Annotated in this window: 25 protein-coding genes; 8 read left to right on the top strand and 17 right to left on the bottom strand. The window is 70.3% G+C overall.

Going from position 1 to position 26,200, the window contains the following annotated elements:
- Nucleotides 1–149 precede the first annotated feature (149 nt).
- Together BM085_RS21045 and BM085_RS21040 are read right to left on the bottom strand one after the other, a co-directional pair.
- The gene (locus BM085_RS21045; protein WP_143121002.1) at nucleotides 150–701 is read right to left on the bottom strand and encodes a hypothetical protein; all 552 of its coding nucleotides are present in this window, start codon (nucleotides 699–701) and stop codon (nucleotides 150–152) included.
- A gap of 453 nt (nucleotides 702–1,154) precedes the next feature.
- Nucleotides 1,155–1,775, bottom strand: a complete 621-nt coding sequence (locus BM085_RS21040) for a TetR/AcrR family transcriptional regulator (RefSeq protein ID WP_093888656.1) — start codon at nucleotides 1,773–1,775, stop codon at nucleotides 1,155–1,157.
- Nucleotides 1,776–1,880: 105 nt separating this feature from the next.
- On the opposite strand from BM085_RS21040, the gene BM085_RS21035 reads away from it, so the two are divergent.
- Nucleotides 1,881–2,837 carry an oxidoreductase gene (locus BM085_RS21035; protein ID WP_093888655.1) on the top strand — a complete coding sequence of 319 codons (957 nt, stop codon included), beginning with the start codon at nucleotides 1,881–1,883 and terminating at the stop codon, nucleotides 2,835–2,837.
- A gap of 128 nt (nucleotides 2,838–2,965) precedes the next feature.
- Here the strand turns inward: BM085_RS21035 and BM085_RS44550 are convergent, their stop codons facing one another.
- Nucleotides 2,966–3,157 (bottom strand): hypothetical protein, encoded by a 192-nt coding sequence (locus BM085_RS44550; protein WP_177245191.1) that lies wholly within the window; start codon nucleotides 3,155–3,157, stop codon nucleotides 2,966–2,968.
- Nucleotides 3,158–3,369: 212 nt separating this feature from the next.
- On the opposite strand from BM085_RS44550, the gene BM085_RS21025 reads away from it, so the two are divergent.
- Nucleotides 3,370–3,594: a hypothetical protein gene (locus BM085_RS21025; protein ID WP_031170570.1), complete on the top strand. Its 225-nt coding sequence runs from the start codon at nucleotides 3,370–3,372 to the stop codon at nucleotides 3,592–3,594.
- A gap of 10 nt (nucleotides 3,595–3,604) precedes the next feature.
- On the opposite strand, the gene BM085_RS21020 is transcribed toward BM085_RS21025, so the two are convergent.
- Nucleotides 3,605–4,120 carry an NUDIX domain-containing protein gene (locus tag BM085_RS21020; RefSeq protein ID WP_093888654.1) on the bottom strand — a complete coding sequence of 172 codons (516 nt, stop codon included), beginning with the start codon at nucleotides 4,118–4,120 and terminating at the stop codon, nucleotides 3,605–3,607.
- Nucleotides 4,121–4,338: 218 nt separating this feature from the next.
- Nucleotides 4,339–5,598, bottom strand: coding sequence for an MFS transporter (locus BM085_RS21015; RefSeq protein WP_093888653.1), 1,260 nt, complete (start codon nucleotides 5,596–5,598; stop codon nucleotides 4,339–4,341).
- A gap of 86 nt (nucleotides 5,599–5,684) precedes the next feature.
- Between BM085_RS21015 and BM085_RS21010 the strand changes: the two genes are divergently transcribed.
- Nucleotides 5,685–6,137, top strand: coding sequence for a winged helix-turn-helix transcriptional regulator (locus tag BM085_RS21010; RefSeq protein WP_093888652.1), 453 nt, complete (start codon nucleotides 5,685–5,687; stop codon nucleotides 6,135–6,137).
- 147 nt (nucleotides 6,138–6,284) lie between these two features.
- On the opposite strand, the gene BM085_RS21005 is transcribed toward BM085_RS21010, so the two are convergent.
- A complete protein-coding gene (locus tag BM085_RS21005; RefSeq protein WP_093888651.1) occupies nucleotides 6,285–7,019 on the bottom strand; it encodes a GbsR/MarR family transcriptional regulator in 735 nt (244 codons plus the stop codon).
- A gap of 222 nt (nucleotides 7,020–7,241) precedes the next feature.
- Here BM085_RS21005 and BM085_RS21000 point away from each other — a divergent pair, with 222 nt between their 5' ends.
- Together BM085_RS21000 and BM085_RS20995 are read left to right on the top strand one after the other, a co-directional pair.
- Nucleotides 7,242–7,913, top strand: coding sequence for a DUF4097 family beta strand repeat-containing protein (locus BM085_RS21000; protein ID WP_093888650.1), 672 nt, complete (start codon nucleotides 7,242–7,244; stop codon nucleotides 7,911–7,913).
- A 187-nt stretch (nucleotides 7,914–8,100) separates the two neighbouring features.
- A complete protein-coding gene (locus tag BM085_RS20995; RefSeq protein ID WP_245789488.1) occupies nucleotides 8,101–8,880 on the top strand; it encodes a serine hydrolase domain-containing protein in 780 nt (259 codons plus the stop codon).
- Here the strand turns inward: BM085_RS20995 and BM085_RS20990 are convergent.
- The 9 genes from BM085_RS20990 to BM085_RS20955 all read right to left on the bottom strand — a co-directional run bounded on the left by BM085_RS20990 (nucleotide 8,874) and on the right by BM085_RS20955 (nucleotide 18,345).
- The gene (locus BM085_RS20990; protein WP_093888649.1) at nucleotides 8,874–9,113 is read right to left on the bottom strand and encodes a hypothetical protein; all 240 of its coding nucleotides are present in this window, start codon (nucleotides 9,111–9,113) and stop codon (nucleotides 8,874–8,876) included. The two genes, BM085_RS20995 and BM085_RS20990, sit on opposite strands and share 7 nt — an antisense overlap.
- Before the next feature lie 185 nt (nucleotides 9,114–9,298).
- Complete coding sequence (locus BM085_RS20985) at nucleotides 9,299–10,834, bottom strand: endonuclease/exonuclease/phosphatase family protein (protein ID WP_093888648.1); 1,536 nt, start codon at nucleotides 10,832–10,834, stop codon at nucleotides 9,299–9,301.
- 392 nt (nucleotides 10,835–11,226) lie between these two features.
- Complete coding sequence (locus BM085_RS20980; protein ID WP_093888647.1) at nucleotides 11,227–12,093, bottom strand: universal stress protein; 867 nt, start codon at nucleotides 12,091–12,093, stop codon at nucleotides 11,227–11,229.
- 107 nt (nucleotides 12,094–12,200) lie between these two features.
- The gene (locus BM085_RS20975) at nucleotides 12,201–12,860 is read right to left on the bottom strand and encodes a CBS domain-containing protein (protein WP_093888646.1); all 660 of its coding nucleotides are present in this window, start codon (nucleotides 12,858–12,860) and stop codon (nucleotides 12,201–12,203) included.
- Nucleotides 12,861–12,978: 118 nt separating this feature from the next.
- Nucleotides 12,979–15,267: a heavy metal translocating P-type ATPase gene (locus BM085_RS20970; RefSeq protein ID WP_093888645.1), complete on the bottom strand. Its 2,289-nt coding sequence runs from the start codon at nucleotides 15,265–15,267 to the stop codon at nucleotides 12,979–12,981.
- 87 nt (nucleotides 15,268–15,354) lie between these two features.
- Nucleotides 15,355–16,254 (bottom strand): universal stress protein, encoded by a 900-nt coding sequence (locus tag BM085_RS20965; protein ID WP_093888644.1) that lies wholly within the window; start codon nucleotides 16,252–16,254, stop codon nucleotides 15,355–15,357.
- Between the two features lie 207 nt (nucleotides 16,255–16,461).
- A complete protein-coding gene (locus BM085_RS20960; RefSeq protein ID WP_093888643.1) occupies nucleotides 16,462–17,283 on the bottom strand; it encodes a universal stress protein in 822 nt (273 codons plus the stop codon).
- Nucleotides 17,284–17,347: 64 nt separating this feature from the next.
- The gene (locus tag BM085_RS46855) at nucleotides 17,348–17,479 is read right to left on the bottom strand and encodes a hypothetical protein (RefSeq protein ID WP_281249858.1); all 132 of its coding nucleotides are present in this window, start codon (nucleotides 17,477–17,479) and stop codon (nucleotides 17,348–17,350) included.
- Complete coding sequence (locus BM085_RS20955) at nucleotides 17,479–18,345, bottom strand: universal stress protein (RefSeq protein WP_093888642.1); 867 nt, start codon at nucleotides 18,343–18,345, stop codon at nucleotides 17,479–17,481. The genes BM085_RS46855 and BM085_RS20955 overlap by 1 nt, the downstream gene beginning before the upstream one ends.
- A gap of 319 nt (nucleotides 18,346–18,664) precedes the next feature.
- Here BM085_RS20955 and BM085_RS20950 point away from each other — a divergent pair, with 319 nt between their 5' ends.
- Nucleotides 18,665–19,336, top strand: a complete 672-nt coding sequence (locus BM085_RS20950; protein ID WP_093888641.1) for a pyridoxamine 5'-phosphate oxidase family protein — start codon at nucleotides 18,665–18,667, stop codon at nucleotides 19,334–19,336.
- A 152-nt stretch (nucleotides 19,337–19,488) separates the two neighbouring features.
- Here BM085_RS20950 and BM085_RS20945 read toward each other — a convergent pair whose 3' ends face one another.
- On the bottom strand, nucleotides 19,489–20,337 hold the full coding sequence (locus tag BM085_RS20945; RefSeq protein WP_093888640.1) for a universal stress protein: 849 nt from the start codon (nucleotides 20,335–20,337) through the stop codon (nucleotides 19,489–19,491).
- A 194-nt stretch (nucleotides 20,338–20,531) separates the two neighbouring features.
- Here BM085_RS20945 and BM085_RS20940 point away from each other — a divergent pair, with 194 nt between their 5' ends.
- Together BM085_RS20940 and BM085_RS20935 are read left to right on the top strand one after the other, a co-directional pair.
- Complete coding sequence (locus BM085_RS20940; RefSeq protein WP_093888639.1) at nucleotides 20,532–21,290, top strand: HAD family hydrolase; 759 nt, start codon at nucleotides 20,532–20,534, stop codon at nucleotides 21,288–21,290.
- Entirely contained in the window at nucleotides 21,265–23,406 is a 2,142-nt protein-coding gene (locus BM085_RS20935) for a glycoside hydrolase family 65 protein (RefSeq protein WP_093888638.1), read from the top strand. Before BM085_RS20940 ends, BM085_RS20935 begins: the two co-directional genes overlap by 26 nt.
- On the opposite strand, the gene mgtA is transcribed toward BM085_RS20935, so the two are convergent.
- The gene (mgtA, locus tag BM085_RS20930; RefSeq protein ID WP_093888682.1) at nucleotides 23,407–26,088 is read right to left on the bottom strand and encodes a magnesium-translocating P-type ATPase; all 2,682 of its coding nucleotides are present in this window, start codon (nucleotides 26,086–26,088) and stop codon (nucleotides 23,407–23,409) included.
- Nucleotides 26,089–26,200: the final 112 nt, after the last annotated feature.

The raw sequence follows: 26,200 nt of genomic DNA, 5'->3' as shown, positions 1-26,200 counted from the left end.
ACCACCGCGGGGTCGGCGGTCCGCCGGTACGGCGGGCGCGAGTTGAGACGGGGCGCACCGCGGGCGCCGCGCGCGAACACCGACGTCACGTGGCGGAGTAGCGTTCTGGATCGTTTTGACGAGAGCAACCTCCAGGACCGCATTGACGTCTACGCCGGACGGCGGCTCGCGGGAGCTCCCTCCGTGGACGGACTGAGCGAAGATGCTCGGGAGTGGGCGAGGACGGCCGAGGGGCGGGTACGGCGCTGGTAGGAGCGGGCGCAGAGGGCGAGTGAGAGGCCCAGGCCGGCGAAGGCGAGTCCGCCCACGTAGCCGACCCAAGAGGACCAGCCTTCGGCGTCGCCGACCGTGAAGCCGACGGCCGAGGCGATCAAGGTGGCGAAACCGTAGGGGGCGAGGACCAGCGCGCCCGCCCAGCCCGGGACGAGCAGCGCCCAGCGCGGCAGCCGCTCGCCCCAGGGCCGGGCCAGCGCCGCCAGCAGCAACATCCCGCCGAGGGCGCCCAGCACGGTGAAGTCGATCCCGTGCTGCTCCATCCACACCAGCGCCTCGGGCGCGCCGTTGGCGCGCATCCCGGCGCCGAGATCCCCGGCCGGCCGGCCGGCGTTCCCGCCGAACGCCCAGTAGGTCTTCATCAGGATGTAGGGAGCCAGCGCGGCGATTCCGAGCCACATGGCCTTGAGGGGCTTCATCGAGGTCATGCTGCTGAGCATGGCGCAGCCCCAGGTCCGGAACCCTCCCCCAGAGGGACCAACCGGCTCCCCCGCAAGGGGGATCGGCAACGGGCGGGAGGACCGGGGCATGCCCTTTGGACAATCTGACGGGGCCTCGGGGCGAGATCTTTGTCGAGTCGACGTCCATGCAGGTGGAGGGCGCCCGAGAACCGGTGGCGGCCGGAGCGGACGTCTCGCTCCAAGAGCACACCTGTAAGTTCCGGCGGTAGATGGCCGGGATTTCCGGCGCTGTTTGGCCAGGCATGACCCCGTGACGGCAAAAGTACGGCCCCGCCGCGGCGGGACCAGAGGTTACATCTGAGAGATCACCTCGCCCCACACCGGGATCATCACGGCATGGGACGAGTCACTGCTGGCGCGCGAGGCATGGCAGGATCGCGGACATGCGCCCCTGAGGCCGTCCCTCCAGAGGAACCACACCTACAACGGAGGTTGCGAGTCGGTCCGCAGGACGCCGGCGCGCGCGGCGGTCAGCGTGACGCGCACCGCCTGGTCGGCCGTCGTCTCGTCGACTGGATCGGCGGTGATGAGCAGGCGCAGGTAGATCGGCGCGGCCAGGGTCTTCAACAGCTCGGCGGGATCGGTTCCTCCGGGAAGTTCACCGCGCTGGATGGCGCGCGTGACCACGGGTTCGGCTCTGGCGAGGCGGTCATCGAACACGTGGCGCCGGGCTGTGGCGATCTCCGGAAGATGGGCCGCTCCGGTGAACATGGCGGCGAGGAGGGCTTGCCCGTTCGGGCTGGTGAACGTATGGACGATCGAACGTGCCAATGCCCGCAAGTCGCTCTCGATCGCTCCGGTGTCGGGAACGGGGATGTCCATCGCCATGTGCTCGGCCAGGGCGTCGGCGAGCAGGCTCTCTCGATCTTTCCAGCGGCGGTACACCGTCGTCTTGTGAACTCCCGCGCGTTGGGCGACGTGCTCGACACTCAACGCGGCGTAGCCCTTGTTCACGAGCTCGGCGAGCGTGGCGGCGTGGACGGCGGCGCGTACTTTGGCGCCGCGGCCGACCGGCTGGGCGGAAGGTTGATCAGAACACATTGCAACTCCAAGTTGCGATATTCGCGAGGCGCGTGACAAGATAAGTGTATCGCAACTCAAAGTTGCGATACATTCGCTTGCGTCCCCTTGAGGTGGCACATCATCATGCGCAACTCTCTCCCCTGGACCTCCCACGCCATCCCCGACCAGAGCGGACGGATCGCGGTGGTGACCGGAGCCAACAGCGGCATCGGCAACGTCACCGCCCGTGAGCTCGCCCGCCGTGGCGCGCATGTCGTGCTGGCCTGCCGCGACCCCGGACGCGGCCAGGCCGCCCTCGCCCGCATGCAGGACGAGCTGCCCGGCGCTCACCTGGATCTGCGACGGCTGGACCTGGGAAACCTGGCCTCCATCCGGGAGTTCGCCGCCGGGTGGGACCACGGCCGGCTCGATCTGCTGGTCAACAACGCCGGGGTGGCGATGGTCCCCTACGCCCGGACCGCCGATGGCTTCGAATCGCAGTTCGGCATCAACCACCTGGGCACCTTCGCCCTGACCGGTCTGCTCCTGCCGCACCTGCTCGCCGCACCCGACCCACGGGTGGTCACCGTCAGCAGCGAGGGCCAGCGCTTCGCCCGCTTCGACCTGGAAAACCTCAACGCCGAGCGCGGCTACCGTACAGCCTTCGCCTACGTGCAATCCAAGCGGGCCAACCTCTACTTCGCGATGGAACTGCAGCGCCTGGCCGACGCCGCCGGGCTGAAGCTGCGCAGCATGGCCGTCGCCCCTGGACTCACCCGCACGAACGTGCTCACCGGCGGTGCCAACGGCAGCAGGGGACGGCTGTATGCGACCCTCACGCGCCTGCTGGTGCGCGCGGCCTTCCGGCCCACCCTTGAAGGGGCGAAGACCTCCCTGTACGCAGCGACCGTGCCGGACCTGCCCGGCGGCAGCTACATCGTTCCCGACGGCGTGCTTCAGCTTCGTGGCGAGCCGACTCGTCGTACTCACGAGCGCGCCGTCCACGACACCGCCACAGCCACTCGCCTCTGGCAGCTGTCCGAACGGCTTACCGGCGTCACCTACGCCCTACCAGCCGCCACAGCGACACGACTGCCCTAGCGATCTTCGGGGTACGACGCCGACCCCGTCTACAGGATGTCCTCTCGTCAGTCCGGCTCGTCGAGGTTGCGGAGCCGGCGGATACCGGCGGGGTCCGAGGTCGGGCTGGGCGAAGGAGTAGGTGCCGATCAACGTTGATGTGCCGGCAGACGAACGGCGACAAGGATGCCCGCTGCCATCGCGCGGTCAGCGTCAACGACGACCTCACCCTCGACTTCGACGACCGCCACCGGCCCCAGCCCGGCCACTACGCGTTCCTGATCGACGACGGCACCTTCGACGCGGTCATAGCGGGCGCGCAGCGCGACCACATCATCCATGCCGCCATGCTCGCGCCCCAAGACGATCGTCCGCAGGCAGCCATAACGACGCCCCCACCAGGGCTGGACGCCCTCTCACTGTCCGACTCGGGCGGACACGCCCGAATGTCGGCAAACTTGGACTCGCTCACTCCGGGTAGTCGTATGGGGCGTGCAGTAACCGGAGAGGGTGTCCGCAGTAGGCGGCACACCCCTGCTCGAAGGAGAACCGCGTGAACCGCACCACGATCGTCGCCGCGCTGATCAGCGTCGGCGCAGTTCTGGCCTCGCCTGTAGCTGCCGGCCCAGCCCACGCAGCGGCGGACCCTCTCAGTGACCTGTTCGGCGGTGGCTACTACGGCGGTGGCTACTACGAGAGCTCGGGCAGCGGGGTCGGCCACGGTGTCGGGGTGGGGGGCCTGATCGGCATCGGCGGCATCGGGCTCGACATTCTCTAGATGATCGATTCTAAGGGTTCAGTAGTCGTAACAGGCCGAGCGGCACAGGTCTGGCCGGAACCCCGACGGCGATCAGCTCCGCTAACGGCGTGGCCAGGTCGCGCGGTGAGAATACGTCGGGACCGCAGTAGTCTGCGATGTCTGACAGCCGCCACCAGCGGAAGCCGACGACGTTTTCGGCGGCGAGCTCGTCATCGGACATCGCGCCGCGGGGGTGGAACGATGCGACGCGGACAAGGAAGTAGTCGTTGACCACTCCGTCATAGCCCACCGCGTGTCCAGGCTCGATGACCTCTTGGTGCCAGACATGCGGTGGGTCGGCGTCGATGGCGAGTCCTACCTCCTCGTGCAGTTCCCGGCGTAGGGCGACAAGGACGGCTTCGTCACGCTCAACGCCTCCACCGGGCGCCGCCCATACGACGATCGTCCCGGTCGGCTGAGGAATGACGAGCCGACACAGCAGGATGCGGTCGTCTTCGTCGAGCACGACCGCGCGGACCGAACGACGCAGATGCACCGAGGACATCCGCGTATGCTATCCGTCCCCCTCCGGCCTGAACGATCCCCTGGAGTCGATCATCCAGTGCCGCGGCCAGGTACCGGTCCCGCGCGAGCCCCGGACAGTCCACCGTTCGGCCGAACACGGACCGGTCACTGGTTGCCGTCCCAGCACGGAGGAGAGGCGACACACCCAAGTGGCGTTGTCGCTTCTATCGACTGAAAGTGGCCGACTACTGCGGCTTCTCAGCGATCGCCCTTGACGGAGGTCTCGTTCACGGCGCTCTCCCGGTTTGCGCTCGCGAGAGCCTCCCAGGAGCCGGGCAACGGGGCCCGCGGTAGGGCGGTGAAACGTCGGGTCGAGGCGGCGACGAGGAGTCCGAGTGCGGCGTAGGCCGCGCCGAGCAGGCTGGCGGCCGACCATCCCGTGGCGCTGTAGGCCCAGGTGGTGGTGATCGCACCGAGCGCGGAGCCGAGGGAGTAGAAGGCCATGTAGGCGCCGATGACGCTGCTGCTCTGGTCGGGGCGGGCGGTGGTGAGCAGGTGCTGGCTGCTGACGTGAACGGCTTGCACGGCGAAGTCCAGGACGATGACGCCGACGATCAACAGCCACAGCGATGACCCCGCTTGAGCGATCAGCAGCCACGAGGCTGTGAGCAGGGCCAGCGACCAGCCGGTGACCGAGGACGCCAGGCCCCGGTCGGCCCATCGGCCGGCCCGGGCCGCGCCCAGCGCCCCGGTGAGACCGGCGAGTCCGAACAATCCGATCTCGGTAGTGCCGAAGTGCCACGGCGCGTCGCCGAGCGGGAGCGCCAGTCCGCTCCACAGCGTGCCGAAGGAGGCGAACAGGAAGAACGCGACCAGTCCGCGACTGAGGAAGAGCCGGTCGCCGACGACCAGACGGCCCAGCGATGACAGCAGCTGCCCGTACCGGGCTCGGGGGCGGCGGATGTCGGCCTCGAGGGTGAATCGGGCGGCGAACGCGAGCATCGCGCAAAGCCCGGCGATTACGAGGTAGACCATGCGCCAGTCGGTCAGCTCGCCCAGTGTGCCCGCGACCACCCACACTCCGAGGATCCCGACGACCACACCCGAGGTGACCGCTCCGATGTTGCGGCCGCGCTCGCCGATCGGTGAGACGGCCGCGACGTAGGCCACCGTGATCTGGACGACCACGGCGAACAGTCCGGCCAGGGCCAGGCCCGCGATCGCGATGCCACCGCTGGGGGCGGCGGCGGCCACCCCCGCACCTACCGCTGTGAGCAGCAAGTGCACCGTGATGAGTCTGCGGCGGTCGAACAGGTCACCGAGCGGGACCAGCAGCACCAGCCCCGCGAGATAGCCGATCTGGCCGGCGGCGACCAGCCACCCCAGTGCTCCTTCCCTCAGCCCGAGGTCCTCGCCCGCGGCCTCGAGAACCGGCTGGATGCCGTAGACGGCCGACACCGCCACCGCGCACACCAGCGCGAGCACGGCCCGCTGCCTCCCGGTCAATCCTGACGACATATCACCCTCCAATAAGTTGCAAAATGCAACCTATTCGAGGTTAGGGCATACTGGTTTCAGATTGCAACTCATTACGGAGGGGGCCGGTGGACGTCACACTCGCCGCAGGAAGCGCTTGGACCGACCCTGCCTGCCCGGTCGCACGGACCGTCGACCTGATAGGCGACCGGTGGAGCCTGCTGATCATCCGCGACGCGATGGACGGGGCGACGAGCTTCACCGAGTTCCATCAGCGGCTGGGGATCGCCCGCAACATCCTCACCGACCGGCTCCGCAAACTCGTCGAGCACGGCATCCTCGACAAGAGCGCCGCCACCGACGGCAGACGACACACCTACCGGCTCACCGGAGCCGGGCAGGACCTGTTCACGGCCGTGGTCGCCCTCCGCCAATGGGGCGAGCGCCACGCCTTCGCCCCGGACGAGCCGCACTCCATTCTCGTCGACGACCAGGGGCGGGAGCTCCCCGAACTCCACCCGCTCGGCCAAGACGGCACGCCGCTCTCCGCCGAGGCGTCGCACGTTCGGAGAACCGCCTGAGCCCAGCCGCGCCGGAACCCCTCCCATCGGGGATCCGCTCGGGCAGACGACCTCCGATACCGCCGACGTCATCATCCGCATCGCCGCTGCCCCGCCGGTGTCCCGGCGGTGCTCGCCGAGGCCGCCTGCCCGCGATCCGAACGTGGCTCAGGCAGTGCCGTCCGAGGTCGTTTCGGGTTTCGTGTGGAGGATCTCGCGGGCCTGGTCCGCGGCGCGGGCGATGCTCTCGGAGACGAAGTCGACGAAGCGGGCGATGTTCTCCAGGCGGGCGGCGGCCGGGGTGTCGGGGCCGAGGATGCCGACGCCCTGCCGGGCGACCTCGCCGAGGTGGGCGGTGGCGCGGGCGCTGGCCATCGTTGACTGGTACAGGACGTCGTCGTCGACGACGTAGCGCTCGCGGCGGCGTTCGTCGCGTTCCCGGCGGATGAGGCCCTGGCTTTCGAGGAACGTGATCGCTTTGGAGACGGACGCCGGGCTGACCTGGAGGCGCCCGGCGAGTTCGGAGGCGGTGAGGCTGCCGGCGTCGGTGGTGTAGAGGCCGGCCAGCACCAGGGCCGTCATCTTGGGCAGGCCCGATTGCATGAAGACGGTGGCGAACGCCTCCTCGTACTCGCGCACGGCCTCGGCGTCGCGTCCGTAGGCCTGCGGGGGCGTGTTGGGGTCCCGAGGCGCGGCGCGCCTGCGGCGGTGGGTGCGGCGTTCGGTGGCGCGGTGGGCCAGGTCTGCGCGGTAGGCGGTGGGGCCGCCGTTGCGCATCACCTCACGCGTGATCGTCGACGTCGGACGGTCGAGGCGTCTGGCGATCTCCGCGTAGGCGAGGCTGTCGGCCAGTCCCAGCGCGATCTGCTGGCGTTCCTGCTGGGTGAGTCTGCCTCCCGGCATCGCGGTCTCCTTCGCGGTCTGTGGTGTCTCCAGTATAGCGTTCACTCTCAATCCATTGCAACGATCAGAGCGGTGACGGTTGCATTAAATTCAAAAACATTGCAACGAATTATCGAGTTCTACCTGCGGTTATGACGATTACACGCAACGAATCAGTTGCCATATCTCAAAATGCAACGTAGCGTTTCCAGTATCAGAAACAACGGGCCGCAGGAGAGCACGATGCAGAAGTTCGACACCCCCGCCCCGATCGCCGCCTTCCTCGACATCCCCGCCGGCCGCATCCGGTTCATCGCCGCCGACCGGGCCGACACCACGGTCGAGGTCCTGCCCGCGGACGCCTCCAAGAGCCGCGACGTGAAGGCGGCGGAGCAGACCACGGTCGCATACGGCGACGGAGTCCTGCGGATCAAGGCCCCGGAGGCGAAGAACCAGATCCTCGGCGCTTCCGGATCCATCGAAGTCACGGTCCAGCTGCCCGCCGGCTCCCGCGTCGAGGCGAAGGCGGCCAGCGCCGAGCTCCGGGGCGTCGGACGGCTCGGCGACGTCGCCTTCGAGAGCGCGCAGGGCTCGGTCAAGCTCGACGAGGCCGCGAGCGCCCGCCTCACCCTCCTCGCCGGCGACCTCTCGGTCGGCCGCCTGGGCGGCCCCGCGGAGATCAGCACCCAGAAGGGCGACCTCCACATCGCCGAGGCCGTGCGCGGCACGGTCACGCTGCGCACCGAGTCCGGCGGGATCTCCGTCGGCGCCGCCCGCGGAGTCTCGGCCTCCCTGGACGCCGGCACCTCCTACGGCCGGATCCACAACGCGCTCAAGAACACCGACGGCGCCGACGCCGCCCTGACCATCCACGCGACCACCGCCTACGGCGACATCACCGCCCGCAGCCTGTAAGAGGGACACCCCTCAGCACGGCGACCCTGTCCGTTCCGTTGAACTTCGTAACAGTCCCAAAGGAGCACACCACCATGTCCATCACCCTTACCGACCAGGACCGCCCGGAGCTGCAGAAGGCCATCGAGGAGATGGTCGACTCCGGCTTCACCGGGGTGACGCTGCGCGTGCACGATGAGCGGGGCGAGTGGGTCGCGAGTACTACGACGACGGGACGTTCGCGCCGGGGATCCCCGCCACGACCGCGGGCCAGGAGTGGGTGGACAACCGGTTCAAGACCTATCTGCCGGAGGATCTGGTACGGCTGGCGTTGTCCAAGCCGGCGCGCTTCGAGCCGGGGACGGACTGGAGCTATGCCAACACCAACTACGTGCTGGCCAGGCTGCTGATCGAGAAGGTCAGCGGCCGCTCGGTCGCCGAGGAGATGCAGCGGCTGATCCTGGGGCCGCTCGGGCTGTCGGGCACCGTGGCGCCGACCGTCCAGTCCGAGATCCCCGAGCCGCACGCCCACGCCTACTACCGGTACGAGGACGCGGGCCTGCAGAAGACGGTCGACGTCACCCGCCAGAACCCCTCCTGGATCTCCAGCGGCGGTGACATGATCTCGACCACCCAGGACCTGCACACGTTCATCTCCGCGCTGGTGGGCGGCAAGCTGCTGCCGGCGCCGCTGCTGGCCGAGATGTGCACGCCGCATCCCAAGGTCGGCTACGGCCTGGGGGTGTTCGTGCAGGACACGGGCTGCGGCGGCACCGTCATCACCCACAACGGAGGCATGGCGGGCCACGCGGCGCTGATGTACAGCACGCCCGACGGCGGTAGGACCCTGACCGCCTCGCTGAACTACGTGGACGACGCCGCGCTGTCCCTGGGTGCGGCGTTCCAGAAGGCGACGCAGAGGCTCGTCAAGGAGGTCTTCTGCGGCGGGCAGGCCGGGTCGGCCGACGGGGCCGAGCCGGCTCAGTAGACAGGGCTGAGCACCGTGGACCCGTACGCCGTGCGGGCGGACTCCTTCCGGGCGGGCGTCGGGTGGAGCGCGAACCGGGCCAGGCCGAGCTCGCCGAGCCCGGCCGGCCGGTCCACAGGCGCGGACGCCGGGCCGAGCAGGCGGAACCGGCCGGCGGTCCCGTCGGGGACGGAGTCGGCTGAGCGGCGCCGATCAGTGAGCGGGGCGATGCGATCGCCGATGACGCTCGGCACGGTGCGACGCCGGCCCCCAACCGCTCAACGAACTCGGGAGTCGTCTCCCACCAACGTGCCCGCGTGGTGCCGGGCCGTCCTCGGTGGCCGAGAACAGCCCGGCAGCGCGCGTCATCTGATCATCGCCTCCGGCGGGCGCGAACCCGCGAGCGCGCCGGCGCTGGGGACGTGAACGCGGAGCCCGGTCAACGGACGGCGAACGTGGTCAGCACGGCGGCGTGGTCGGAGGTCCAGGCGTTGTCTCTGTGGTTCGGAATCGGCGCCGGGGTGCCCTCGACGACCGCGTCGGACGACTTCACCTTGAGATCGCCCTTGTAGTGGACGAAGTCGATGCGATCCTGCGGCTCGGGCTCACCCTTGTGGCCGTCGTGATCGTACCCGCCGGTGAACGTGGTGTAGATCGGCGACCAGGTGGTGCCGGGGGCGGCGACCGGATCGGGGTGGGCCACGCGATAGGAGTCCTTCATCCCGGACTGCTCAGGAGCGACCGAGGTGGGCCAGGACACGGAGCCGTACCCGCACTTCCTGGTCTCCGCGGTCCAGTCGAGGTGCGAGGGTGCGTTGAAGTCGCCGGTCAGCAGGACGGGTGTACGGCTCGCCTCCGCGAGGTCGCCGGACATGGCCGACATGATCTCCTGGATCTGGCGCGTGCGCTTCGACTCGGCCTCCCTGGCCATCAGCCGCTCGACGCTCCACTTTCCGAAGCACGCATCGTACGGGCCGTAGGGGGTGTAGCCGAGGTGCACGTTCCAGACGGCCACCTCGTGCCGGTCGTCCAGCCTGATCTTCGCGTTGATCCCCGCCAGGCCCGACTCGGAGGGCAGCGGCCCGCGCGAGACGATCGGGTACCGGCTGACGATGCCCAGGTCAGCGCCCGCCTGGTAGTAGTCCCAGCCGAGCGCCTCGGCCAGCTCCTTGGCGGACGTGGACGACGTCTCCTGCATGCCGACCACGTCGACGTCGCGGTCGAGCAGGAACTTCAGCTGCTTCTCCCTGCCGCCCTTGACCTGGCTGCCGCCGTGCCACAGGTTCCAGGACATGGTCGTGAGCTCGGGCACCAGCGGCCCGCCCGGAGGCCGTACGCGGACGCCGACCGTGGCGGTGGCGCTCTCGCCCGCCTGGTTGCGCGCCTCCACCGTGAAGGTGGCCGTCTTCGCCGACGCCGACGCCGGCGGCGTGCCGGTCACCGTGCCGTCCTGGCCGACCCGCACCCAGGCCGGGCCGTCCGTTTTCCGGAAGCTCGCCTCGCCGCGGACTGTACCCTTGACGGTGGCCGTGTACGGGGACTTGGCGCGGGCGTTGCGCAGGGTGAACGCACGGGTCACGAAGTGGAGCGGCTCGCTGCTCGCGATCTTCACCTTCGCGGGTGCCGCCAGCCACTCGTAGCCGTCCTTGGCCAGGGCGTAGGTGAGGTAGTCGCCCGGTTCGAGCCCGTCGGTGGGCAGGGTGGCCGTGCCCGAGCCGGAGGGGATGTACACCCACTTCAGCGAGGGACCGACGTATTTCTGGTCGACGGGCCCGTTGCCCGGGTCGGCGTAGAGGCCGATCCAGTTCTTGGGGTCGGGGCGCGAGGTGGAGTAGGACAGCTCCAGGGGGTCACCCGCCTTCACGCTCGCCGTCCGGAGCGAGAGCGTGCCGTCAGGGGTGCCGGCGTGGGCCGGGATGGCGGGCAGGGCCACGGCGGCCAGCAGCCCGATGGTCAAGGCCAAAAAACGGGACATTGATGATCCTTATTCGCCAATCGGTCGAAAGAAGGATCTAATGCACAAGAGGCCGCAAGATTGCCGCGAACTGACCAGAAGCGATCTTTTTGGGAACGCGTGATCGCAGGGCTCCGCGACGACGCGGGTTCACCCGTGGCTCTCCGGGGCGAGGGCCAACGGAACAGCCACGGGCGGCGGCCAAGCCGGGCAGTCCGTCAAGCTGCGACACGATAAAAGCATCAAACACCGAAATCGCGGCCGTAGTCGTCTTGAAGGCGCTCGATGTCGTCCTCGCCGAAGTAGACGCCGGCTGCCCCGGCACCATCGACACCCCGATGGTCTCCGACATGATCAGCACAAGCGAACCCGACCGCCCATCCGTACGATCACCGGCAAGGTGATCTTTCTGCTCAGGTGTGCCGGGGCGTCGCCGGAGCGGGTGCCACGATCAGCGGGCAGGCGGCGTGGTGCAGCAGCGCGTGGCTGACCGAGCCCAGCAGCAGCCCGGCGAGGCCGCCGCGTCCGCGTGATCCCACGACCAGCAGGTCGGCGTGCGCTGAGGCGTTCTTCAGGGCCTCCACCGGGTGCATGTGCTCCACCTGCTCGGTGACCTTGACATCCGGATAGCGCTCGCTCCAGCCCGCCAGCGCCTCGGCCAGCAGCCGCCGCTCGCCTCCGGCCGTCTCCTGCGCGGACTCCAGGGCGAAGGGGCCGCAGCCGGCGACAGGCCGGCTCCAGGCGTGAACCGCCCGCAGGTCGGCGCCGCGCAGGGACGCCTCGGCGAAGGCGAACCCGACGGCGGCCGTGCCGGCCGGGGAGCCGTCGACGCCGACGACCACCTCGCCGCGTGCCTGCGCGGGCAGATTCCGGACGACGGCGACCGGGCAGGAGGTGTGTCCGGCCACGTCCAGCGCGACCGATCCCAGCAGCATGCCGGAGAAGCCGCCCAGCCCATGACTGCCGACCACCAGGAGGTCCGCTTCCTTGGTCGCCTCGATCAGGACGAGCCGGGGGTCGCCCGGGAGCAACTGCGACTCCACATCGACCCGGCCGTCCTCCGCGCGGGCCCGCTCCACCGCGTCCGTCAGCATGGAGGCGGCCCCGTCGCGCATCCACCGGCCCGCGTCGGCGTACGGGGCGTCCTCGGACATCTCCAGCGGCCAGCCCGGCATGACGTGCACGAGGCGCAGCCCGGCCCCGCGGAGCCGGGCTTCTCCTACCGCCCAGCTCACGGCCTCAAGCGCGGCCGACGAGCCGTCGACTCCCACCAGGATCATGACGTTCTCCCTTTCTTGCTCTCATCACATCACGGACGGCATGGCCTCGCCGAGGGCGGGAATCCCCCGGCTTCAGCCGTGGGGAGGATGTCAGGACCTCACCCCCGTCACAGAAGGGGCGGGGTGGGGGTCAGGTCGTCGGACCGGTAGTCCAGGCGGTTCTCCACGTCGAGGACACCGTCGACCCCCTGGACGGCCGCGACCAGGCGGGAGATCTGCGAGCGGAAACCGACGTGACCCGTCAGCGTGACCACACCCGCCTCCACGTCGACCGTCAAGTGCTCCCGGTCGATGTAGAGGCGATTGCAGATCCCGGCGATCTCGCGATCGATCTCCTCGGCCGGACGGGTGAAGACCTTCAGCAGATCGCTCTGCTGCACGGTTCCGACGAGACGTCCGGTGGCCGGCTCGATCACGGGAAGCTGCTTGATCCGGTAGCGGTGCATCAGCCGCGCCGCGTCCCGGACGGCGGTGTCCTTCGTGACCGTGATCGCGGGGCTGGTCATCATCTCCCGAGCCGTGATGCCTGCGGCTTTGTGGTGCTCCTCGCGTCTGCGATGGCTGTCGAAGGCACTGCCCGCAGACGCGGAGTCGGTCTCCTTGAGCAGCAGGTCATCGTCGGAGACCACGCCGATGGGGTGTTCATCGGCGTCGATGACGGTGAGCGCGCCGACCTTGAAACGCCGCATGGCCTCGACGATCTCGGGGAAGGGCGCCTCCGGTCGCACCGCGACCGCTCTGGTGCCCATGACATCTGAGACCTTCATGATTGACCTCCTCAAAGATCCCTCAATCACGACGATCCCGCAGTGATGTCGAGAGCGTCAGCGGCGAAAGTCCCCCTCACTGAGGACTTACGTCTGCTTTCACCCTCATAGCCGTGTTTCATTCTGCCGACGAGCCGACAGTCAGGGAGAAGTAGGCCTCCTCCTCCTGGTCGAAGTGGAGGAGGAGGACGGCGTGCAGACCGTAGAGGCAGGCACGCAGGTCGTCGAGTTGCTCCGCGCGCACCCCGTCGGCCTCGGCGAGGGCGAGGTGATTTCCCAGACGCCGCACGAGGCGTTCGATCTCGGCGTGTGCCCTGCTCATGGTCACGGTGGCCTCGGGGCTGCCCAGCACCTGCCCCATCGCCGGATACAGCCGCTGCTCCTCGGCCCGCTCATGGGGCAGCAGACGTTCGGTGAGGAAGCCGTGGACCTCCCGCAGCCGGTCCAAGGACGCCGCAGAGGGGGTTTCGCCCAGTTCGTCGGCTGTCTCGCGGATCAGCTCCAGCGGCGGTCGCAGTGTGGAGTGCTCCGTCTCGAATCGGCGCAGCAGGGCCTCGGTGGCGGGGTCGACCACCGCCCGGGTTCCCCGCACGGGGCGCAGCGCCCGTAGCGCGTTGACGATCACCGTTATGTCGATGGCTTCCTGCAGGAGGGCGCCGGCCGCGGGCGCCAGCGCTCCGGCCGCGGCGGCCGCCATGGCCAGCAGCGACAGCACCATTCCCGTGGCGGCGCTCTGCACGGCGATGCGGCGGGAGCGGCGGGCGACGTCCATGGCGTCGGCGAGCCGGTCCAGGCGGTCGGTGGTGAGCACCACGTCGGCGGCCTGGGCGGAGGCGGCTGAACCTCGGGCGCCCATCGCCACTCCGACATCGGCCGCCGCCAGGGCCGGGGCGTCGTTGATCCCGTCGCCCACCATCACGGTCACCGCCCTGGCCGCCTCCTGCCGCACCGCCCGGACCTTGGCGGCGGGGGTCTGCTCGGCCAGCACCTGGTCGACCCCGAGGACGATGCCCACGCTCTCGGCGACCTCGGCCCGGTCCCCGGTGAGCATGACCATCCGCTCGATCCCGGCGCTGCGCAGCCGCCGCAGAGTCCGCGCGGCGTCGGCCCGTATGGCGTCGCGGAGCAGGATGACTCCGGTGGCCTGGCCGTCCACCGTCACCCAGACGGTCATGGCGCCGTCCAGTGCGGCCCGCGCCCGCTGGGCCCGCTCCCATTCCAGACAGGAGGAGGCCACGGCCTTGCCGACCTCTATCCGGTGCCCCTCCACCACCCCCGTGGTCCCGGTGCCCGGCTTCTCCCGGACCTCGGCCGGCTGCGGCAGCGCGGCCCGGTGCGTGCGGGCGGCGTCGACGATCGCGGCGGCGAGCACATGTGAGGACATCTGGTCCACCGCGGCGGCCAGGCGCAGCACGTCATCGGCGCGGGCGCCGGGGGCGGCCACGACGTCGACCACCTGGGGCCGTCCGGCGGTCAGCGTACCGGTCTTGTCCAGGATGAGCGTGCGGGCCTGGCCCAGCCTCTCCAGGGCTCCGCCGCCTTTCACCACCACCCCGTGTCGCGCCGTACGGGACAGCCCGGAGGCGATGGCCGCGGGGGCGGCGAGCAGCAGCGGGCAGGGGGTGGCGACGACCAGCACGGCGACGGCCCGTACCGGCTCGCCGGACAGCGACCAGGCGGCGGCCGCCAGCAGGAGCGTGGCCGGCAGGAACCAGGCGGCGAACCGGTCGGCGAGCCGTACGACGGGGGCGCTGTCGGTTTCGGTCTGCCGCGCCAGCGCCACCACTCCCGCATAGGTGCTGTCCGCCGCGGTCCGGGTGGCCCGCAGGTCGAAGGCGGCACCGGCGTTCACCACACCGCTGCGCACGGCCTCGCCCGCGGTGTGCTCCACCGGTATCGACTCCCCCGTCAGCGCCGACTCGTCCAGCAACGCGAGATCGCCCGCCACCAGCCCGTCGACGGGGACGATCTCCCCACTGGGGATCGACAGCAGGTCGCCGGGACACACCTGATCGACCGGCACGAGGCGAGGCATCCCGTCCTCATAGCGCCGGGCCGAATGCGGCGCGCGTTCGTACAGGGCGTTCAGGTCATGCCTGGCCCGGCGCAGGGCGTAGTCCTCCAGCGCCCGGCCGGTCGCGAGCATCACGCCGATCAGCGCGCCGGCGAGGTACTCCCGTACGGCGAGCGCTCCGGCCAAGGCGAGTACGGCGATGGCGTCCACGCCCAGCCGGCCGCTGCGCAGCGCCGAGATCACCCATCCGGTCGCGGGCACCAGGGCCACGCCGGTAACCGCGGCCCACACGATGTCACCGGCCGCCTCCGCACCGGCCAGGTGAAGTATGAGCCCGGCCAGTAATCCGGTCGCGGTGACCCCGAGAAGGGCGATGGTGGCGAACCGTCTCATGTTCTCGGCCTCCTGCGGCGGGCTGAGTCGTCCCGGAAACAGAGGTCTGCTCCGATCAGGACATCCGGCCCATGGACGACTCGGCGCTCAGGATCGGACGACCGCCACCGGGCCGTGGGCGTGGTGCAGCACGCCCCGGCTGACGGAGCCCAGCAATATCGAGCTGACCGCGCCCCTCCCCCGTGACCCCACGACGACCAGGTCGGCTCTGGTGGAGGCGTTGGTGAGAGCGTCGACGGGGTGCGCGCTGTGGACATCCTCGACCACTTCCACCTCGGGGAACTTCTCCTGCCAGGCCGCGAGCCGCTCCTGGACCACCCGGTGCTGCGCCTGGCGGATCTCGTCCATGTCGTAGGAGACCTCGGGTGCGAAGGCGTGCACCGGCAACTGCCAGGCATGGACGGCACGCAGGGCGCAGCCGCGCAGCCTGGCCTGCTCGAAGGCATAGGCCAGGGCGGGCTCGCACTGCGGGGAGTCGTCGACGCCGACGACGACCTCCCGGTGCACTTCCTCGCCGCCGGGGCGGACGACGACCACCGGGCCGTGGGCATGACCGGCCACATGTGTGCTCACCGACCCGAGCAGTGCTCCGGCGAAGCCGCCCAGGCCTCTGCTGCCGAGCACGATCGCGGTGGCGCCCGCAGCCTGGTCGCACAGGGCCCTGGTCAGGTTTCCCTCGACCAGTTCGGTGCTCACCTCGACGGACGGCTGGCGCCTTCGCGCCGTCTGCTCGGCCTCGGCCAATACCTTCCGCCCGTTCATGATCATCGTGTCGGGCCACTCGGGGGCGGCGAACCGGTGGATGTCATAGGGGCCGCGCTCCACGATGTGCACGATCCGCAGCGGCGACCGCCTGCGCAAGGCGTCGTCGGCGGCCCATCTCACCGCTCTGTCCGCATCGGCCGAGCCGTCCACCGCGACGACGATCGGCGAGGAGCCCTCGTGCGCGTCCGGACCGACCGGCTGACTGGTGTCGTTGGAGGACATGTTCTTCTCCCCACGTAGGGTTCCTGTCCGTTCAAGCGTCGGACGTGGGCATCGGGAAGTCCCAGAGGCGCTGGACTACCTGCGTAGGGACTTTCGACCTGTTTCCTGACAGGTGCTTGTGAGCGAGCTACCCGTCAGGTCCATGGATGGAGTGAGCAGGCTGCGGGTACGCGCTGCGGACGCGGTAATTTCACGTAGCCTTCGCTGTCAATCGTGCTGTTTGACGACGGCCACCGGGCATGAGGCTCGGTGGAGCAGCTCCTGGCTCACCGAGCCGAGAACCCGTGCCCGGACGCGGCCCAGTCCCCGGGACCCGACCACCAGCAGCCGCGCCTGACGGCTACGGGCCAGCAGGGCGGGAAGCGGCAGCTGGCTGACCGCGCCGGCCGTGACGGCCACGCCGGAATGGTCGCCGGACAGCGAGGCCACGGCCTCGGCGAGCCAGCGCTCGACCTCCCATCCGGGCTGCGGCCAGGTGTCCTTTCGCGCGTGGATCACGTGTACCGGCAGCCGGTGAAGCCGGGCATGCCCCAGTGCGAACCTCAGAGCCGCCGCCGAGCAGGCGGATCCGTCCACCCCCACCACGATGTTCCCCGGAGACGGCGGCGATGCCGGATCGGCCGGCCGTACGGCCAGCACGGGGCAGAGGGCGTGGGTGGCGACGTGGGCGCTCACCGAGCCGAGCAGCAGCCCGGCGACTCCGCCGAGCCCCCGGCAGCCGACGACCAGCATCTCCGCCGCCCGGCTGAGCGAGGCCAGTTCCGGCCCCGGATTCCCACGGGCCATGATCGACCGCACGGACCGGCCGGGCAGCAGTCTCTCCGCCAGTTCCACCCCCTCGATCAGGGTCCGGCCCGCCAGCCGGCGCACCTGCCCGGTGATCGCCGCCTCACGCTCGGCGTGGGGACCGTCCCAGACATGGCAGACGGTCAGCTCCGTCCGGCGTGTCCTGCACTCCCGCGCCGCCCATTCGACAGCGGTACGGCTCTGCGGCGATCCGTCGAACCCGACGACGATCTCTCGCCTCATCAGCGCCCCCTCCGGTGGTGACGTCACGTCGTTCGACGATCGGGAAGAGAGTGACGGCTCGGCGTCACTCCTGTGGGACCTGGGGCAGGACCGGGACCAGGCGGAACCTCCCTGTCGTCAGGGGGGACTCGTCGGGTTCGACGGCGACCGGCGTCCTGCTCGTCACCCGCGCCACCGTGAGCTCGCGTACGTCCATCACGCCTCCTCCCGGGCGCGCACGACCGCGACGGGGCAGCGGGCATGGTGCAGGACTCCATGGCTGACCGACCCCAGTACGGCCGAGCCGACCCGGCCCTGTCCCCGCGAGCCGACGACGGCCAGGTCCGCGGCCTCCGCGGCCTCGCAGATGACGGCGACGGGGTGCCCGCAGACGGCCGTCTCCTCGACCTCCACTTGCGGGTACTTCTCCCGCCAGGGGGTGAGCGCGTCCGCCGCGACGCGCCGCCCGGCGGCGGAGAGCTCCTCGAACAGCGGCGGGTAAACAGTGGCCCCCTGCCCCACGACGGGCATCTGCCAGGTGTGGATCGCGTGCAGCCGGGCGCCGCGCCGGGCGGCCTCCTCGAAGGCGTACTCCAGGGCCGCCGCCGCGTGGGCCGAGCCGTCGAACCCGACCACGACCACACCGTGGGTCCGCTTCTGGTCCCCTCGCACGACCACGACCGGAACGGTCACGTGCCCGGCCAGGGCCAGGGAGACCGAGCCGAGCAGCAGCCCGGTGAATCCGCCGCGGCCCCGGCTGCCCAGTATGATCTGCTCGGCGTCCTCGGCCTCACGCCGCAGGATCTCGACCGGGTGGCCCGTCTCCAGCACGGTGTCGCCCTCGATTCCCGGGACGTGCTCACGCGCCAGGGCCGCGGCCTCCGCCAGCACGCCCTGGCAGGACTCGCTCATCGAGTCGCGAAAACCCGGTGGGGTCTGCAGTGGAATGTCATATATCCATTGCTCGCACACATGGACGATCCGCAGGGCGCACCCGCGCCGTACGGCGTCGTCGGCGGCCCACTCGACCGCGGCCCGCGAGGAAGGTGAGCCGTCGACGCCCACCGCTACATGCGCTGTCATGTCGTCCTCCTCTGGCTTTCCCCTTCCATTTCCATCCGACCTTCTCCCGGCGTTTTCCACAGCGGTCGAAGGACCCGGCCGTCAGGGACTTCCGACCCCTGTCACCGGACGTCGTCCGTAGTGGAATGAAGGACATGGGAACCGCCTCTCCGCGAAGGCGGGCCGGCACACGGCGGCGCTCTTGACCTGCTGAGCGCTGTTTCCCCGCGGATGGGAAGAGAGCGATGCGGAAAGGTCCGCACGCGGTCCGGTTGAGGACACGCGGCATTCGACGGCCCCCAACCCGTGATCGTTTTTGTTTTCCCGTTAGGAGATTCCGATGACCGAACGTGTGACAGCCCCCGGCGATCTGGGGCGTCGGGTGGCCTGGCGGCGCAAGGAGCTGCGCCTGAGCCGCGAACAGCTGGCCGGCCGGGCCGGGATCGATCCCGGATACCTCGATTACCTGGAGGAGACGGCCGCCTCTCCGACGCTCGACACCGTGCGTAAACTGGCCACCGCCCTGAACACCAACGTCGACGAACTGCTCGGTGGAACGATGGACCTGCCACCTGGGCGCGGCCGTCCGGCTCCCCACCCTCGTCTGGAGAGGCTGGAGGCCGAGGAGTGCCTGCGGCTGATCGCTCCTGGCGGCGTCGGCAGGGTGGCCTTCAACGAGCTCGGAGGACCGGCGGTCCTGCCGGTCAACTACGTGCTACGCGACAACTCAGTGATCGTCCGCACCGCCGTCGGCGGCCCGCTCGACGACAACCTGCGCACCGGCGTCCAGGGGGCAGAGTTCAAGATCGCATTCGAGGTCGACCGGATCGACGACGCCGCCAGCGAGGGCTGGAGCGTGCTCATCCGGGGCGGGGCCCATCACGTCTCCGCCGACGAGCAGGCCGCGGCCGCCGCCTCGGGAGTCCAGCCTTGGGCGGGCGGCGAGCGGGAACTGTACCTCAGGATCGTCCCGGCAGAGATCACCGGCCGCCGCATCCGGCACGTTTCATGATCCTCGGAGAGGTGGACGCCGGCGCAGACACCGGGCCGGCGTCTTCTTGCGGATCCGGGATCCGCGGTGGTCGTCAGCGCCCCCGCCGGCACGGCGAGAAGCCCGCCACACGGCCCCGGGCAGGCTGATCTGGTTCATCTGACGACTCTGGTTCATCTGACGACCGCGACGGGGCAGTGAGCGTGGTGGAGCACCCCGCGGCTGACCGAACCCAGAAGGACCGAGCCGACGGCGCCGAGGCCGCGGGACCCCACGACGAGCAGGCCGGCTCGTGCCGAGGCGGCCACGAGAGTCGGCACCGGATGCGCACACGTCACGTCTTGCACGACGTCGACCGCGGGGAATCTCTCCTGCCAGCCGGCGAGCCGGTCCGCAGCCATCCGGCGCTGTCCCTGCCGGACCTCGTCCAGGTCGCGGCCGGCCTCGGACATGAACGCGTGAACCGGTGCTTGCCAGGCGTGGACCGCCCGCAACGGGCACCCTCGCAGTCGAGCCTGTTCGAAGGCGAAGCCCAGAGCGGGCTCGCACTCGGCGGAACCGTCGATGCCCACGACCACCTCACCGTGTGGCTCTCCGGCGCCCGGTCTCACGACCACCACCGCGCCGCGCACGTGACCCGCCACGCGGATGGGGACCGAGCCGAGCAGCGATCCGGCGAAACCCCCCAGGCCACGGCTGCCGACCACCAATTCGACGGCCGTCTCGGCCTGCTCGCCCAGGACCTCGACCGGCGTCCCTTCGATCAACTCGGTGGTCACGCAGACGTCCGGCCCCCGTTCGGCGGATGCCGCGACCGCTTCGGCGAGCATCTGTTCACCCAGGCGCGACAAGTGGTCGGGCCCACCCGGCGCGGGAAGTTCAGCGACGTCGTACGGCCATCGGTCCACGGCGTGCACGATCCGCAAGGACAGCCCTCTGCGGGCGGCGTCGTCGACCGCCCATTCCAGGGCCGCGGTCGCGGCGGCTGAGCCGTCCGTTCCGACGGCGATCGATTCGGTCATGACTCCCCCGCTCTCCATCGGATCGCGGCACGGGCGGTTTCCCCAGGGGCGATCGTCCCGAGGCATGAGGACCTTCGCCCTCTACCGGATGTTGGACCTGATCTACCGACGAAGGTCCCTGGCCGGTAGGGCCGATCAGCCCTGCCGGCGGTGGTGAGCAGCGCCGTACCGTGCAGGGGGAAGGGAGATTCGCGATGGCGCCTTCCGCAGTCGTGAACCTTGAACGGACCGCCGCGGTGGTCTTCGACACCGATGGGGTCATCACCGACACGGCCAGGGGGCACGCCGCCGCGTGGAAGCGGGTCTTCGACGCCTTCCTGCGCGAGCGCGCCGAGCGGTCCGGCGAGCGGTTCCGGCCGTTCGACCCGGACGAGGACTACCTGCGTCACGTCGACGGGAAGTCCAGGGCCGACGGTGTCCGCGGCTTCCTCGACTCCCGCGGCATCGCGCCGGACCCGGACACGGTGGCCGAGCTCGCCGCGCGTAAGGACGCCTCCTTCCTGGCGGAGATCCACGAGCACGGCGTGGCCCCCTTCCCGTCGACCGTCGAGCTGGTGCGCGAGCTGCACCGCCGCGGGGTGCGCACGGCCGCCGTCTCGGCGAGCCGCAACTGCGCGGAGGTGCTCCGCGCTGCCGGAGTCACCGATCTGTTCGACGTGCGGGTCGACGGCACGGACGCCGCCCGGCTGGGACTGGCGGGAAAGCCCGACCCGGCACTGTTCCTGCAGGCGGCCAGGCAGCTTGGCGTGCCGCCGGGCGAGGCGGTAGTGGTGGAGGACTCCCTGGCGGGTGTGCGAGCGGCCGGGGCGGGTCGCTTCGGCGTCGTCGTCGGCGTCGACCGGCACGGGAACGGGGAGTCCCTGCGGGCCGCCGGAGCCGACCTCGTCGTCACCGACCTGGCGCAACTGCGACTCCACGGGAGAAGACGTGAACCCCTGGCTCCTCACCTATGACGGCTTCGACCCCGCCCAGGAGGGGCTGCGGGAGGCTCTGACCACGCTCGGCAACGGCTACTTCGCCACCCGGGGCGCCGCGCCGGAGTCACGCGCCGATGAGGTGCACTATCCCGGCACCTACGTCGCGGGCTGCTACGACCGGCTCATCTCCCGGGTCGCGGGCCACTCGGTGGAGAACGAGGACCTCGTCAACGCGCCGAACTGGCTGCCCCTGACCTTCCGCGCCGACCGCGGCGACTGGTTCGCCCCCGGCAGCGCCGAGATCCTGGCCGACCGCCGCACGCTCGACATGCGCCAGGGGGTGCTCACCCGGCTCCTGCGGACACGCGACTCCCGCGGCCGGATCACCCGGCTGGAGCAGCACCGCCTGGTCTCGATGGACGACCCGCACCTGGCCGCTCTGACCATGACGATCGTCCCGGAGAACTGGAGCGGGTCGCTGGAGATCCGCTCGTCGCTCGACGGGCGTGTCACCAACGCCGGGGTCGCCCGTTACCGCGGGCTGGCGGATCGGCATCTCGTCCCGATCCGCGGGCACGCCGCCCACAGTGTGATCGAACTGCTGACACGCACCGCGACCTCCCGCGTGGAGATCGCGCTCGCCGCCCGCACCACGGTGGCCGGCGGGCGCTGCCGTACCGGCGTCGAGGAGAGCGCCTCCGGTGATGACCAGGCCGTTCGAGAGGGGTGGGTGAGCGATGAGCGGGCCGTCGAGGTGAAAGCGGGCGAGGGGGTCACCGTGGAGAAGGTCGTGGCCCTGTACACCTCCCGGGACCGGGCCGTCGCCGGGAGCACGGCCGCGGCCAGAACCGCGGTCGTGCGCGCGGGCGGCTTCTCCTCCCTGCTCAAGCGGCATGTCCGGGCCTGGGACCGGCTGTGGCAGCGGGCGCATGTCACCGCCGAGGACGCCGAGGTGCAGCAGATCCTCAACCTGTACCTCTTCCACCTGCTGCAGACGGCCTCCCCGCACGTCGCGGAACTCGACGCCGGGCTACCCGCCCGCGGCCTGCACGGCGAGGCCTACCGGGGCCACGTTTTCTGGGACGACCTGTTCGCCTTCCCCTTCCTCGCACCCCGCTTTCCGGACATCACCCAGGCTTTGCTCAGATACCGGTGGCGTCGCCTGCCCGAGGCACGCTGGGCCGCCCGCGCCGCCGGGCACACCGGAGCGATGTTCCCCTGGCAGAGCGGCAGCGACGGCCGGGAGGAGACGCCCCGCCTGCACCTCAACCCCCGCTCCGGCCGCTGGCTGCCCGACCGCTCGCACCTGCAGCGCCACGTCGGCCTGGCCGTCGCCTACAACGTGTGGCAGCACTACCGGGCGACCAAGGACACCGCTTTCCTGGCGGGCTTCGGCGGGGAGCTGCTGCTGGAGGTGGCCCGGTTCTTCGCCTCGATCGCGACCTGCGAGCAGGGGCGTTACACGATCCGCGGCGTGATGGGCCCAGACGAATACCACGACGGCTACCCGGGCCGTACCGAGCCGGGCCTGGACAACAACGCCTACACCAACACCATGACCGCATGGCTGATGCGCCGGGTCCTGGACATGATCGACCTGGTCGGCGCCGAAGGGGTCAGCCGACAGGAGATCGACCTCTTCACCGGCATGTCCCGGCGGATGCGGGTGGACTTCCACGACGGGGTGATCAGCCAGTTCGAGGGATATGGGGAGCTGCAGGAACTGGACTGGACCGCCTACCGGGAGAAATACACCGACATCCGGCGGCTGGACCGCATCCTGGAGGCCGAAGGGGACACGCCGAACAGGTACAAGGTCTCCAAACAGGCCGACGTGCTCATGCTGTTGCACCTGCTGGGAGAGGAAGGGGTCGGTGAGATCCTGACCGGCCTCGGCTACGAGTGGAACGCCGAGATGGCGGCACGGACGGTGGACTACTACCTCGCCCGCACCTGCCACGGCTCCACGCTGAGCGCGGTCGTCCACGCCGGGGTGCTGGCACGCCTGCACCCCGGCGCCTCCCACCCCTTTCTGGTGGAGGCGCTGAACAACGACGTGAAAGACCTCCAGGGCGGAACCACCGCCGAGGGGATCCACCTCGGCGCGATGGCCGGGGTCGTCTGCCTGTTCGAGACACAGGCGCGAGCGTGATCACCGGCCGGTACGGCCGGGCAGCGGACCCGGGTGGCTGAACCGGGAGGCGCGGCGCTGCACGTGGTGGACACGGTCGCGGCGGCGGACGGTGCGCGGCCTGTCGGCAGGGCCGGCGAAGAACACCTTCTTGGCGAACTCGACCATGATCAGGTAGGCGATGACCATTGCGGTCAGGGCGAGGAAGAACACGGGCGGCAGCGCGGTGAACCCCAGCGCGTGTGACAGCGGCGACAGCGGCAGCGCGACCCCGATGGCGACGACACCGAGGACGGCGGCCAGCAGCGGGACGCTGGGCCGGCTCCGCAGGAACGGGATCCGCCGGGTACGGATCGCGAAGATGATCAGAGTCTGGGTCGCGAGGGACTCCACGAACCAGCCGGAGCGGAACAGTTCGGGGCCGGCGTGGAAAACGCCGAGCATGATCGCGAAGGTGAGGAAGTCGAACAGGGAGCTGATCGGGCCGAAGAAGAACATGAACCGCCGGATGAAGCCGATGTCCCAATGCGAGGGGGCGTGAAGCTGCTCGGGATCGACGTGGTCGGTGGGGATGCTGAGCTGGCTGGTGTCATAGAGGAGGTTGTTCAGCAGGATCTGCCCCGGAAGCATCGGCAGGAAGCTCAGCACCGCCGAGGCGGAGGCGGCGCTGAACATGTTGCCGAAGTTGCTCGAGGTGCCCATCAGGACGTACTTGATGGTGTTGGCGAAGATGCGCCGGCCCTCGGCGACCCCGTCCGCCAGGACCCCGAGATCCTTTTCCAGCAGGACGACGTCGGCGGCGTCCTTGGCGACGTCGGTCGCGGTGTCCACCGAGATCCCGACGTCGGCGGCGTGCAGCGCGAGCGCGTCGTTGACGCCGTCGCCCAGGAATCCCACGTCCCGTCCATGGCGGCGTAGCAGCCGGATCAGCCGCGCTTTCTGCTCCGGAGAGACCCGGGCGAAGATCGTGGCGGTCTCGGCGACGGCGGCGAGGGCGTCGTCGCCCAGTGCGGCGATGTCGGTGCCGGTCAGGGTGCCACCCGAGGTCAGGCCGAGGTCGGCGCAGACTTTCTCCGCGACCAGCGGATTGTCTCCGGTGGCGATCTTCACGGTGATGCCGAGCGCGGCAAGGCGGCGCAGTGAGGCGGCGGCGGCCTCCTTGGGCCGATCGAGAAACACCAGGAACCCGGCCAGGATCAGGTCGCGTTCGTCGGCCGGCGTCGGGACGGTCAGGCCGGCAGCGGGCCGGGTGGCGACGGCCACGACCCGGCTGCCCGCGGCGAACTGAGCCCGCAGCGTGCCGGCGGCTCCGGCCGGCACGTCCGGACAGCGGCTCAGGACGGCCTCGGGAGCTCCTTTGGTGATCAGTACCCGGGTGCCGTCCGGGGCACGGAGCACGGCGGTGGTCATCCGGCGCTCATGGTCGAAAGGCAGCAGTCCGAGGCGCGTGTAGCCGCCGGCCAGGTGCGCCGGAGCGCCTGGCGCCTGCCACAGCGCCGCGTCCAGCGGATTTCCGCCCACCGCGACCGAGCCGCCGGCCGGCAGGCCGGCCCCTGGCGCGGAGGCGGCCTCGGTCGGCAGATCGGACTCGGTCGCCAGCAGGCCGAGAAGCAGCACCCGGTCGTCGGCGTCTCCGCCAGGAGCCAGAGCGGCGACGAAACCGATCCGGCCCTCGGTCAGGGTGCCGGTCTTGTCGGTGACCAGGATGTCCATGTCGCCGAGGTCCTCGATGCAGACCAGTCGCTTGACCAGCACCTTGCACCGGGCAAGCCGCCGGGAACCGGCCGCCAGGCTGGTGCTGACCACCGCGGGCAGCAACTGCGGGGTGATGCCCACCGCGATCGCCAGGGAGAACAACAACGACTCGATCAGCGGGCGGTGCAGCACCAGGTTCGTCACCAGGATCAGCGAGGTCAGCGTGATCGCGATCTGCAGCAGCAGCACCGAGAAATGCCGCAACCCGGCCTGGAAGCCGGTCTCCGGTTGCCGCTGCCCCAGCCCGAGCGCGATGCGGCCGAAGGCCGCGCGTCCACCGGTCGCGACCACCACGCCGGTACCGCCCCCCGCCCGCACGACCGTGCCCATCAGGGCGCAGCAGGCCGGCTCTGCCGCCGCCACACCGGACGGGACGGGCGCGACGTTCTTGTCCACCGGCAGCGACTCGCCGGTCAGCACGCTTTCGTCGCACTCCAGACCGGTCGTGGTCAGCAGCCGCAGATCCGCCGGGACGATCCCGCCCAGTGCCAGCCGTACCACGTCGCCAGGCACCAGCGCGGTGACGTCCACCTCGGCGGGCCGAGCGTCGCGCAGCACCACAGCGGTGTGCTTGACCTGGGAGTGCAGCGCCTGAGCCGCCCGTTCGGCCCGGTACTCGTTGACGGATCCCAGCCCGACACTGGCCATCAGGATCACTCCGATGATCACCGCGTTGGTGCTGTCCCCAAGGAAGAACGAGATGACCGCGGTCACCGCCAGCAGCACCAGCACCGCGTTGCGCAGTTGTCGGCCCAGCACCCGCAACGCCCGAGCGTGGTGGGCGCGCACCGCGTTCGGGCCGCAGATCGCCAGGCGCCGCGTGGCCTCGGCGCCGGACAACCCCGCCTCGGTGACGCCCAGCCGGTCAAGCACCTGTACGGCGGGCAGCGTGGCCGCCTCACCGGCGGACAGGCCCATCAGGTGTGCCGCACCCGGCGGGGCGTGCACGGCCGTCTCCATACCCTCAGCAGATCACCGCCCGGCCGGACGGCTCTCCGGCCGAAAGGCACCATCCGGAAGGACCTTCGGCACCTGCACCGCCTAGAGCCGACAGTCCCTG

It is taken from the genome of Streptosporangium canum (genome assembly GCF_900113865.1).
Taxonomy (GTDB): Bacteria; Actinomycetota; Actinomycetes; order Streptosporangiales; family Streptosporangiaceae; genus Streptosporangium; species Streptosporangium canum.
This window is presented reverse-complemented; position numbering and strand designations above follow the sequence as displayed.